Here is a 10,053-nt window from a genome sequence, read left to right as displayed (position 1 = left end):
GCGCGTTATCGATCTGGTCGAATGCGCGAGCGGAACCACCGTAGGTTTTAGCCAGAACGGTAGTGATGGCAGCAGTCAGGGTAGTTTTACCATGGTCAACGTGGCCGATAGTACCAACGTTGACGTGCGGTTTTGTACGTTCAAATTTTTCTTTAGACACGGCTATATTCCTTACTATAGTGCTCTCCCCTTCGGAGAGAGCACGGGACTTAGGTTTTAATCCTGTGGATTATTTACCACGGGCTTCAATAACGGCCTGAGCAACGTTGTTCGGCGCATCATCATACTTCAGGAATTCCATGGTGTATGATGCACGACCTTTGGTCAGAGAACGCAGCTGAGTTGCATAACCGAACATTTCGGACAGCGGTACTTCAGCGTGGATCTTAACGCCGGTTACTTCGGATTCCTGACCGCGCAGCATACCGCGACGACGGCTCAAGTCACCGATAACGTCACCAGTGTTCTCTTCCGGAGTTTCTACTTCAACCTTCATGATCGGCTCAAGCAGAACTGGTTTTGCTTTCTTAAAGCCTTCTTTAAAGGCAATAGACGCAGCCAGTTTAAACGCCAGCTCAGAGGAGTCAACGTCGTGGTAAGAACCGAAGTGCAGACGGATACCCATATCAACTACCGGGTAACCTGCCAGCGGACCAGCTTTCAGCTGTTCCTGGATGCCTTTATCAACGGCCGGGATGTATTCGCCAGGAATTACACCACCTTTGATGTCGTTGATGAACTCGTAACCTTTCGGGTTAGAGCCCGGCTCCAGCGGGTACATGTCGATCACAACGTGACCGTACTGACCACGACCACCAGACTGCTTGGCGTGTTTACCTTCGATATCGGTAACTTTCGCGCGAATCGCTTCACGGTAAGCAACCTGAGGTTTCCCGACGTTCGCTTCAACGTTGAATTCACGCTTCATACGGTCAACGATGATGTCGAGGTGCAGCTCACCCATACCGGCGATAATGGTCTGGTTAGACTCTTCGTCAGTCCATACGCGGAAAGACGGGTCTTCTTTAGCCAGACGACCCAGAGCCAGACCCATTTTTTCCTGGTCAGCTTTGGTTTTCGGCTCAACGGCGATGGAGATTACCGGCTCAGGGAATTCCATACGCTCCAGAATGATCGGCGCATCCGGGTCACACAGGGTGTCACCAGTAGTTACGTCTTTCAGACCGATAGCAGCAGCGATGTCGCCCGCGCGAACTTCTTTGATCTCTTCACGTTTGTTAGCGTGCATCTGAACGATACGACCGAAACGCTCACGTGCAGCTTTCACGGAGTTCAGTACGGTATCACCAGAGTTAACCACACCGGAGTACACGCGGAAGAAGGTCAGGTTACCCACGAACGGGTCGGTAGCGATTTTGAACGCCAGTGCAGAGAACGGCTCGTCGTCGCTTGCGTGACGCTCAGCCGGGGTATCTTTACCGTCGTCCAGGATACCGTTGATCGCAGGTACGTCAACCGGGGATGGCAGGTAATCAATTACCGCATCCAGCATCGCCTGAACGCCTTTGTTCTTGAACGCAGAACCACAGGTTACCAGGATGATTTCGTTGTTCAGAACGCGCTGACGCAGAGCTTTTTTGATCTCTTCTTCAGTCAGTTCTTCACCACCCAGGTATTTTTCCATCAGCTCTTCAGAAGCTTCAGCTGCGGATTCGATCAGGTTCTGGTGCCATTCATCAGCCAGGTCCTGCATGTCAGCCGGGATATCTTCGTATTCGAAGGTTACGCCCTGGTCTGCATCGTTCCAGTTGATGGCTTTCATTTTCACCAGGTCAACAACGCCGGTGAAACCTTCTTCAGCACCAATTGCCAGCTGCAGCGGAACCGGGTTCGCGCCCAGACGGGTTTTGATCTGACCAACAACTTTCAGGAAGTTAGCGCCCATGCGGTCCATTTTGTTAACGAACGCGATGCGCGGAACTTTATATTTGTTTGCCTGACGCCATACGGTTTCAGACTGCGGCTGAACACCACCAACTGCGCAGTAAACCATTACCGCACCATCAAGAACACGCATGGAACGTTCTACTTCGATAGTGAAGTCAACGTGCCCCGGGGTGTCGATGATGTTTACGCGGTGCGGTTCATACTGTTTGGCCATACCAGACCAGAATGCAGTAGTCGCAGCGGAAGTGATGGTGATACCACGTTCCTGCTCCTGCTCCATCCAGTCCATGGTAGCGGCGCCGTCATGAACTTCACCGATTTTGTGGTTTACACCGGTGTAGAACAGAATACGTTCGGTAGTAGTGGTTTTACCGGCGTCGATGTGCGCACTGATACCGATGTTACGGTAGCGTGCGATGGGTGTTGTACGAGCCATTTGATTCCTCGTTTATTTCTTTAGGCGTTCAGTTAAGTTATCCAGAGCGGGCGACTCATCTGAAGCGCCCGCCTGGTGACTATGACTCCGAAGGGATTACCAACGGTAGTGAGCGAACGCCTTGTTGGCTTCGGCCATACGGTGAACGTCTTCACGTTTCTTAACTGCAGTACCTTTGTTGTCTGCAGCATCAGTGAGTTCGTTCGCCAGGCGCAGAGCCATGGATTTATCACCGCGTTTACGAGCAGCTTCAACGATCCAACGCATTGCCAGGGCATTACGACGGACCGGACGAACTTCAACTGGAACCTGATAAGTAGAACCACCTACGCGGCGGGACTTAACTTCGACAGTCGGGCGCACGTTTTCGAGCGCAACTTCGAAGGCTTCCAGTTCAGATTTACCAGAACGCTGAGCCAGGGTCTCCAGCGCGCTGTATACGATAGTTTCTGCAGTAGATTTTTTACCATCTACCATCAGGATATTGACAAATTTAGCCAGCAGTTCTGATCCGAACTTCGGATCCGGCAGAATTTTACGCTGACCAATGACGCGACGACGTGGCATGGAAATACTCCGTTGTTAATTCAGGATTGTCCAAAACTCTAAGAGTTTAGTATGACATTAAGATAAATCAGTTTGGCCTTACTTAACGGAGAACCATTAAGCCTTAGGACGCTTCACGCCGTACTTGGAGCGAGCCTGCTTACGGTCTTTAACGCCGGAGCAGTCAAGCGCACCACGAACGGTGTGGTAACGAACACCCGGAAGGTCTTTAACACGACCGCCACGGATCAGGATCACGGAGTGCTCCTGCAGGTTGTGACCTTCACCACCGATGTAGGAGGTGACTTCGAAACCGTTAGTCAGACGCACACGGCAAACTTTACGCAGTGCGGAGTTCGGTTTCTTAGGAGTGGTGGTATATACGCGAGTACATACGCCACGTTTCTGCGGGCAGGCTTCCAGCGCTGGCACGTTGCTCTTTGCAACTTTGCGCGCGCGTGGTTTGCGTACCAGCTGGTTAATTGTTGCCATTAAATAGCTCCTGGTTTTAGCTTTTGCTTCGTAAACACGTAATAAATCGCCTCATATATTATGAGGACGCAGAATTTTAGGGCGGTGCCGAAAAGGTGTCAAGAAATATACAACGATCCCGCCATCACCAGGCCAACTGACCGGCATGTTTGACTGTGAGTCTGACGAAATCAGTATAGCTAACCCTGCCGACACTGTCCGCAATTTGACCAGCCAGCCCGCGGGCGTCAACGTCGTCTTGCAGCACGTATAGGGTTATGGGGGCGGATTGCAGGATCTCAAGGAAGCGACCATCGGCGATGGCCGCGGTGACGCCGTCAGACAGTAGTACCAGATCGTCGCCGCGCTCCATCAAACGAAGCATCGCTGCGATGTCGGCATGCCAGGGGGAAACACTGAGCGTATGGAGCATGGGGGCCTCAGAAACGCAAAATCACATCAAATTCATGCAGACGGGCGCGCAGGGCATCCGGCGCCAGGCATTCGACATCCACCACCCACGGGGTCGCGGGATCCAGGCCGCGCTCTCGCGCTGAGTCGGCGCACAGCCAGCACTGGTCGATATCATATAGCGACAGCAATTTAAAGGTAGCGATGTAGTCGCGGGCAAGCACAGCGCCAGGCCGCTGTTCGGGTAACAGCTGAAACACGCCGTCGCCCACAAAAAACACGCCAATATCGTCGGTGAGCGCGGAGGTTGCTAATAAGGCATCGAGGCCTTCCCTGCCGGCGGCGCTGCCGTGCGGCGCAGAGGAAAATACAAAAGCCACACGTTTCATCAGAACTGCACCATCCGATCGCAAGTAAGCGCCGCTTCCGCTAGCGCGCCGAGCCCGCTCAAGGTAAAACCCGGCTGCAAATTGTGGCCAGGCAGAGCGAGCTGTTGCGCTTCGCGTTCGTCCGTTACGCCACGACGCAGGGCGGCCGCTACGCAGATATGCAGCGCGACGCCGTGCTCATCGTGGAGGGATTGCCACCCGCGCACCAGATCGAACTCATCGCTGGCGGGCGCCGTCAACTGGTTAGCGTTAAGCACGCCTTCGCGATAGAAAAAAACGCACGCCAGCTCATGGCCTTCCTGCAGCACGGCCTGGGCAAATTGCCAGGCGCTGCTCGCCTGCTGCGTGCCATAGGCTGGGCCGGTCACCGTGAGGGCAAAACGCATTACTTATCCAGTCCCTGGAAATCGCCGCTTTTGAACTGGCGAATATAGAGGTAGACGGTGTGCTTGGAGATGTTCAGACGATCGGCTACCTGGTTAATAGCGTCTTTAATATCGAAGATCCCTTTCTCGTAGAGATTCAGCACGATTTGACGGTTTTTCGCATTGTTAGACACGCTGCGATCGGCATTCACCTCTTCAATGGTGAACTCCAGCGTCTGGGCGACCAGATCGTCTACCGAAGAAGCAAAGTTCACCGGCGAGTTCACTTCAGGCGTTTCTGGCGGAATAAAGGTGCTCATGATCTGGGAAAACGGCACATCCAGATTCATGTTGATACACAGCAGACCAATCACCCGGTGATCGCGGTTGCGAATGGCAATCGTCACCGACTTCATCAGTACGCCGCTTTTAGCACGGGTAAAGTAGCATTTGGAAACGCTGCTATCGGCGCCCGTCATATCGTGCAGCATGCGCAGCGCAAGATCGGTAATCGGTGAACCGATTTGGCGGCCGGTATGTTCACCATTGGCGATACGGATGGCAGAGCATTTCAGATCCTGCAAAGAATGCAGCACGATTTCACAGTGCGAACCGATGAGCATCGCCAACCCGTCCACTACCGCTTCATAAGATTTGAGAATATCGAAATCGGTCTGGTCAAAGGGACGTTGATCCAGCAGGTCAAGCTCGCTGGTTTCATTGGTTAAAAGCGACCTGGACATGAAAAAAAGCACTCCTTTTCAGGAGCCTGTCGTTATTGTCAGGGCAGGCTCATCATCATTATTAAGCTATCTAAAGTAATACAGCGCCTGAGGATCTTTCCAGTTTTAATTATATCTGCGCTCAATAAAAAAGCCGCCGCCTCTGACGAGACGGCGGCCTGAACCTGATTACTTCTTAGCGTCAGCTTTCGCGTCCGCTGCTTTCGCATCGCCTGCGGCTTCCGGCTGTGCATCTGCCTTCGGCGCCGGTTTGATATCCAGCAGTTCTACATCAAAGACCAGCGTAGAGTTGGCCGGGATGCCCGGGACGCCAGTTTTACCGTAGGCCAGGTCCGGCGGAATAACCAGCTTGATTTTGCCGCCTTTCTTGATGTTCTTCAGGCCTTCAGTCCAGCCCGGGATCACGCCGTCGAGACGGAAAGAGAGCGGCTCGCCGCGAGTATAAGAGTTATCAAACTCTTTACCGTCGATCAGGGTACCTTTGTAGTTTACCACCACGGTATCGCTGTCTTTCGGCGCATCGCCAGCGCCTTCTTTCTCGACTTTATACAGCAGGCCAGTTTTTGAGGTTTTCACGCCCTTCTCTTTGGCAAAGTTGTCACGGAAAGCTTTGCCTTTGGCTTCGTTCTCAGTGGCGTCTTTTTCCATTTTCTGCTGAGCCGCGGTCTTCACGCGCGTTTCAAAGGCCTGCAGAGTCTGTTCGATCTCCTGGTCGGACAGTTTGCTCTTATCGGCAAACGCGTCCTGTACGCCGGCGATCAGCTGGGCTTTATCCAGCTTAATGCCCAGCTTCTCTTGTTCTTTCAGGGAGTTTTCCATGTAACGCCCCAGGGACGCGCCCAGCGCATAGGCCGATTTCTGATCGTCATTTTTAAATGCCGATTTACTCTCAGCCGCCGGGGCTGCCTTCGTTGCCGTATCTGCAGCGAAGGTCAGCGGTGCATTCAGGGCGACGGCCATTGTGGCCGCCAGCAGCGTTACTTTAAACAGTGATTTCATCCATTTCTCCAGGGCCGGGGCCTCTCGCCCCAGGGTTATCGTAAAAAGCAAAAAACGTACTATAGAACGTTGCCGTTAAAATCTACATACGGACGTTCCTGAATATCGCCTCTTTTAGGACTATTTTTGTATGAATAAGTTTCCTGTACGGCGCAGCGATGCTGCGCGCCAGGGGAAACTTAAGTAGAATCCGCCCGCAGGATCAGACTAAAGAGGTTACCCATGCACGATAGCACATTAGAAACGCGCCTTGCGGAGCTGGAAAGCCGGCTGGCGTTTCAGGAAATCACCATCGAAGACCTCAACAAAACCGTGACCGCCCACGAGATCGAGATGGCGAAGATGCGGGAGCATATGCGTCTGATGATCGAGAAGCTGAAGGCGACCCAACCCTCCCATATCGCCTCCCAGGCGGAAGAAACGCCACCGCCGCACTATTGAGGCGTAAAAAAAGCGGGTTTCCCCGCTTTTTTGTCGTCTTCGTGCCGAAGCGCAAAGATTAGTGGCAGCCGCAGCCACCGTGGCCGCCGCAGCCGCCTTTACCATGGTCGTGACCATGATCGTGGCCGCCGCAGCAACCGTCATGACCATGGTCATGATCGTGATCGTGGCCATGCGCGCCGTGCACGTGACCGTGCTCCAGCTCTTCCGCAGTCGCTTCGCGGATGGCGACGACTTCCACATTAAACTTCAGGTTCTGGCCAGCCAGCATGTGGTTGCCATCAACCACAACGTGGTCGTCTTCAACTTCAGTGATTTCTACTGGTACCGGACCCTGATCGGTTTCCGCCAGGAAGCGCATGCCAACCTGCAGTTCATCAACGCCCATGAAGACGTCTTTCGGTACACGCTGCACCAGGTTTTCGTCATACTGACCGTAAGCGTCGTTAGCGCCGACGGCAACGTCAAATTTGTCGCCCACTTCGTGGCCATCCAGCGCGTTTTCCAGGCCGGAAATCAGGGAGCCGTGACCGTGCAGGTAATCCAGCGGCGCGCTTACCGGAGACTCATCAACCAACACACCGTCTTCTGTACGTACCTGATAGGCCAGGCTGACCACCAGGTCTTTTGCTACTTTCATGATATCTCCTGAGATGGGAAGAATAGTGGCGCAGATTGTAGCGGAATTCTGCTGCCGTGTACCCTTTAGCTTAAAAAAAGCCGACGGATAACGCTAGTCGGGATGAAAAATGCCAATCACCTGCTCCTCTTTGCGTACATGCTCACGGGCCTCTTTATCTGCCTCACGCATCTGATGACCGCACTTAACGCACTCAACAACATCGACATTATTCTCACGCCACATTGCCAGCGAATCCTGCGCCTGGCACGCCGGACATTTCGCCCCGGCAATAAAACGTTTACGCACTGCCATAAGATTTACCTTTATTCAAACTCGTCCCAGCCGTCCAGCTGCCGGCTCTCTTTCTGCATTTCGCGCTGGAAAATCTCTTCCAGTTCGCGCCGGGCCTCCCGCACGCGTGATATCTGTACCGTATCAGTATGCACTGGCATTAGCTCGCGCAGCATTCGCATATCGAGGCGTCGGAAGTGCAGCTGCGCGCGCTGGGCCTGGTGAGGATGCATCCCGAGGGTGATGAGCGCTTTGCGCCCCAGTTCCAACGCACTGGAGAAAGTTTCACGAGAAAACTGCGTCACGCCGGCCTGCAGCAGCTCATGCGCCTCAACGCGCCCGCGAGCGCGGGCCAGAATATGCAGATGTGGAAAGTGTTGTTGACACATTTCCACCAGCCGCATGGTATCTTCTGGCTCATTACAGGTGATGACGATCGACTGCGCCTCTTCCGCTCCCGCCGAGCGCAGCAGCTCCAGCTGGGTGGCATCGCCAAAATAGACTTTATAGCCATAGTTGCGCATCAGATTTACCGCGCTGATGTCCCGCTCCAGTACCGTAATACGCATCTTATTGGCCATCAGCAGGCGACCAATGACCTGACCAAAGCGACCAAACCCGACAATAATCACCTGCGGCTTGTCATCCTCCACCCACGGCGCCTCACCGGTATCGTCCGCCGGGTTCAGCCGTCGCGACAATAGCTTATCTATCCCCTTCATCAGCAGCGGCGTCGTCATCATCGACAACGTTACCGCCACCAGCAGCAGCGCCATCTGGTCGTGCTGAAACAACCGCTGAGAGGCGGGCAGCGAAAAGAGGACAAACGCGAATTCGCCGCCCTGGCTTAATACGCCCGCGAACTGCATCCGCTCGGAACTTCGCAGGCCATAGAGACGGGCCAGCAGATAGAGCACCAGCATTTTTACCGCCACCAGCACCGCCACGCTCACAGCCACCCACAGCAGATGGGTATACAGTACGCCAAGGTTCAGCGCCATGCCGACGGAAATAAAGAACAACCCGAGCAGCAGCCCCTTGAACGGATCGATAGCGATCTCCAGTTCGTGGCGATACTCACTTTCCGCCAGCAGCACGCCGGCAATAAAGGTGCCCAGCGCCATCGACAGCCCCAGCGCCTCCATAAACAGGGCAGATCCGAGGACCAACAGCAGCGTGGCGGCAGTGAACACCTCCCTGACCCCCGAGCTGGCGATAAAACGGAACACCGGCCGCAGCAGATAGCGTCCGCCAATCAGCATCCCGGCAAAGGCCAGGACCTTCATGCCGACCGTCAACCAGTTCACATGCTCATCCGCTGAACCGGCCAGCAGGGGCACCAGCGCCAGCGCCGGGATCACCGCCAGATCCTGAAACAGCAGCACCGAAAAGCCTAGCTGTCCCGCTTCGCTGCGGCTCATTCCCTTCTCACGCATCAGCTGCAGCGCCATGGCGGTGGAAGACATCGCCAGGCCGATCCCGCCGACCACCGCCGCCTGCCATGAAAACCCGGTCGTCATCAGCAACCCACCGAGGATCGCCGCGCTGAGCATCACCTGCGCCGCGCCAACGCCGAAGATGGGGCTCCGCAGTCGCCATAGCTTGGCGGGATTGAGCTCCAGGCCGATGATAAACATCAGAAACACTACGCCGAGCTCAGAGAAATGGAGAATTTCATCCACATCGCTGATAAACCCGAGCCCCCACGGACCAATGGCGATCCCGGCCAGCAGATAGCCCAGCACCGCGCCAATCCCCAGTCTTGAAGCCAGAGGGACGGCGATGACGGCCGCGAACAAAAACAACACCCCCGCCAGCAGCAAATCAGATCCCGCCATGGACACCTCCGGCGGCGATGGGGTTGGCCAACCAGTCCCGGTAGGCCAGGGCGCGGCTGCGCAGCTCCTCTGGCTGCTGCCTCCGGGCCCAGTAGACGATAATGGGGCTCATCCAGTGCATACGGCACATGCCGGCGGTCAGTTCAAAAGGACGTAAAATATCGTTCATCGGATAGCGATTAGCATCGCGACGGTAGGCGCTCTCAGGCTCGCCGGTAGTGATCACGCTGCGCCAGTACTTTCCCGCCAGTTCGTTCCCTCCGGCGCCGCTGGCGAAGCCGCGGCTTAACACACGATCCAGCCACTCCTTAAGCAGCGCCGGACAGCTCCAGGTATATAAAGGGTGCTGGAAAACAATCACCTCATGCTGGCGCAGCAGGTCCTGTTCGTAAGCAATATCGATAAAAAAATCCGGATAGTGCGCGTAGAGATCGTGCACGGTGACGTTCGGCAACTGTAAGGCCGGCTCTAATAAAACCCGGTTGGCCACGGAATCCTGAGATTCTGGGTGGGCATACAGCAGCAACACTTTCGCTGTCTGAGACATCATTCCCCTCCCGTAGGTCTTCTGGCGGCCTGCACAGCCCCGGCGT

Annotated in this window: 14 protein-coding genes; 1 reads left to right on the top strand and 13 read right to left on the bottom strand. The window is 54.8% G+C overall.

What is annotated here, in order from left to right; all coding sequences use genetic code 11:
• The 9 genes from RRF55_RS19035 to fkpA all read right to left on the bottom strand — a co-directional run.
• Positions 1-160: GTP-binding protein (locus RRF55_RS19035; protein ID WP_227507214.1), on the bottom strand; the 160-nt coding region annotated here is incomplete at its 3' end.
• A gap of 69 nt (positions 161-229) precedes the next feature.
• On the bottom strand, positions 230-2,344 hold the full coding sequence (fusA, locus tag RRF55_RS19030; protein ID WP_002920103.1) for an elongation factor G: 2,115 nt from the start codon (positions 2,342-2,344) through the stop codon (positions 230-232).
• Between the two features lie 96 nt (positions 2,345-2,440).
• Positions 2,441-2,911, bottom strand: a complete 471-nt coding sequence (rpsG, locus tag RRF55_RS19025; RefSeq protein WP_002920113.1) for a 30S ribosomal protein S7 — start codon at positions 2,909-2,911, stop codon at positions 2,441-2,443.
• 96 nt (positions 2,912-3,007) lie between these two features.
• On the bottom strand, positions 3,008-3,382 hold the full coding sequence (gene rpsL / locus RRF55_RS19020) for a 30S ribosomal protein S12 (RefSeq protein WP_002920115.1): 375 nt from the start codon (positions 3,380-3,382) through the stop codon (positions 3,008-3,010).
• 124 nt (positions 3,383-3,506) lie between these two features.
• The gene (gene tusB, locus RRF55_RS19015; protein WP_032415754.1) at positions 3,507-3,794 is read right to left on the bottom strand and encodes a sulfurtransferase complex subunit TusB; all 288 of its coding nucleotides are present in this window, start codon (positions 3,792-3,794) and stop codon (positions 3,507-3,509) included.
• Between the two features lie 7 nt (positions 3,795-3,801).
• On the bottom strand, positions 3,802-4,161 hold the full coding sequence (tusC, locus tag RRF55_RS19010) for a sulfurtransferase complex subunit TusC (protein ID WP_004174061.1): 360 nt from the start codon (positions 4,159-4,161) through the stop codon (positions 3,802-3,804).
• Positions 4,161-4,547: a sulfurtransferase complex subunit TusD gene (gene tusD, locus RRF55_RS19005; RefSeq protein ID WP_002920128.1), complete on the bottom strand. Its 387-nt coding sequence runs from the start codon at positions 4,545-4,547 to the stop codon at positions 4,161-4,163. The genes tusC and tusD overlap by 1 nt, the downstream gene beginning before the upstream one ends.
• Positions 4,547-5,269, bottom strand: a complete 723-nt coding sequence (locus tag RRF55_RS19000; RefSeq protein WP_002920130.1) for a helix-turn-helix transcriptional regulator — start codon at positions 5,267-5,269, stop codon at positions 4,547-4,549. The genes tusD and RRF55_RS19000 overlap by 1 nt, the downstream gene beginning before the upstream one ends.
• 168 nt (positions 5,270-5,437) lie before the next feature.
• On the bottom strand, positions 5,438-6,268 hold the full coding sequence (gene fkpA, locus RRF55_RS18995; RefSeq protein WP_004185922.1) for an FKBP-type peptidyl-prolyl cis-trans isomerase: 831 nt from the start codon (positions 6,266-6,268) through the stop codon (positions 5,438-5,440).
• Between the two features lie 222 nt (positions 6,269-6,490).
• Between fkpA and RRF55_RS18990 the strand changes: the two genes are divergently transcribed.
• Positions 6,491-6,709: a protein SlyX gene (locus tag RRF55_RS18990; RefSeq protein ID WP_002920136.1), complete on the top strand. Its 219-nt coding sequence runs from the start codon at positions 6,491-6,493 to the stop codon at positions 6,707-6,709.
• A gap of 58 nt (positions 6,710-6,767) precedes the next feature.
• Here the strand turns inward: RRF55_RS18990 and slyD are convergent, their stop codons facing one another.
• The 4 genes from slyD to kefG form a co-directional block, all read right to left on the bottom strand.
• Positions 6,768-7,349, bottom strand: coding sequence for a peptidylprolyl isomerase (gene slyD / locus RRF55_RS18985; protein WP_064153063.1), 582 nt, complete (start codon positions 7,347-7,349; stop codon positions 6,768-6,770).
• A gap of 93 nt (positions 7,350-7,442) precedes the next feature.
• Complete coding sequence (locus tag RRF55_RS18980; protein WP_002920143.1) at positions 7,443-7,643, bottom strand: YheV family putative zinc ribbon protein; 201 nt, start codon at positions 7,641-7,643, stop codon at positions 7,443-7,445.
• A gap of 11 nt (positions 7,644-7,654) precedes the next feature.
• Entirely contained in the window at positions 7,655-9,460 is a 1,806-nt protein-coding gene (gene kefB / locus RRF55_RS18975) for a glutathione-regulated potassium-efflux system protein KefB (protein WP_032415755.1), read from the bottom strand.
• Positions 9,447-10,010 (bottom strand): glutathione-regulated potassium-efflux system ancillary protein KefG, encoded by a 564-nt coding sequence (gene kefG, locus RRF55_RS18970; protein ID WP_004151401.1) that lies wholly within the window; start codon positions 10,008-10,010, stop codon positions 9,447-9,449. Before kefG ends, kefB begins: the two co-directional genes overlap by 14 nt.
• Between the last annotated feature and the right edge of the window lie 43 nt (positions 10,011-10,053).

The organism is Klebsiella sp. K47 (assembly GCF_051858335.1).
Taxonomy (GTDB): Bacteria; Pseudomonadota; Gammaproteobacteria; order Enterobacterales; family Enterobacteriaceae; genus Klebsiella; species Klebsiella pneumoniae.
Note: the sequence above shows the minus strand (reverse complement) of the source record. Positions and strands in the feature narration are given on the sequence as shown.

What these genes read in the sequence shown, in the direction of transcription:
- kefG (WP_004151401.1), bottom strand. Translation starts at nt 10,010, where the DNA reads ATGATGTCTCAGACAGCGAAAGTGTTGCTGCTGTATGCCCACCCAGAA.
- fusA (WP_002920103.1), bottom strand. Translation starts at nt 2,344, where the DNA reads ATGGCTCGTACAACACCCATCGCACGCTACCGTAACATCGGTATCAGT.
- rpsL (WP_002920115.1), bottom strand. Translation starts at nt 3,382, where the DNA reads ATGGCAACAATTAACCAGCTGGTACGCAAACCACGCGCGCGCAAAGTT.
- RRF55_RS19000 (WP_002920130.1), bottom strand. Translation starts at nt 5,269, where the DNA reads ATGTCCAGGTCGCTTTTAACCAATGAAACCAGCGAGCTTGACCTGCTG.
- kefB (WP_032415755.1), bottom strand. Translation starts at nt 9,460, where the DNA reads ATGGCGGGATCTGATTTGCTGCTGGCGGGGGTGTTGTTTTTGTTCGCG.
- tusD (WP_002920128.1), bottom strand. Translation starts at nt 4,547, where the DNA reads ATGCGTTTTGCCCTCACGGTGACCGGCCCAGCCTATGGCACGCAGCAG.
- fkpA (WP_004185922.1), bottom strand. Translation starts at nt 6,268, where the DNA reads ATGAAATCACTGTTTAAAGTAACGCTGCTGGCGGCCACAATGGCCGTC.
- RRF55_RS18990 (WP_002920136.1), top strand. Translation starts at nt 6,491, where the DNA reads ATGCACGATAGCACATTAGAAACGCGCCTTGCGGAGCTGGAAAGCCGG.
- RRF55_RS18980 (WP_002920143.1), bottom strand. Translation starts at nt 7,643, where the DNA reads ATGGCAGTGCGTAAACGTTTTATTGCCGGGGCGAAATGTCCGGCGTGC.
- tusC (WP_004174061.1), bottom strand. Translation starts at nt 4,161, where the DNA reads ATGAAACGTGTGGCTTTTGTATTTTCCTCTGCGCCGCACGGCAGCGCC.
- tusB (WP_032415754.1), bottom strand. Translation starts at nt 3,794, where the DNA reads ATGCTCCATACGCTCAGTGTTTCCCCCTGGCATGCCGACATCGCAGCG.
- slyD (WP_064153063.1), bottom strand. Translation starts at nt 7,349, where the DNA reads ATGAAAGTAGCAAAAGACCTGGTGGTCAGCCTGGCCTATCAGGTACGT.
- rpsG (WP_002920113.1), bottom strand. Translation starts at nt 2,911, where the DNA reads ATGCCACGTCGTCGCGTCATTGGTCAGCGTAAAATTCTGCCGGATCCG.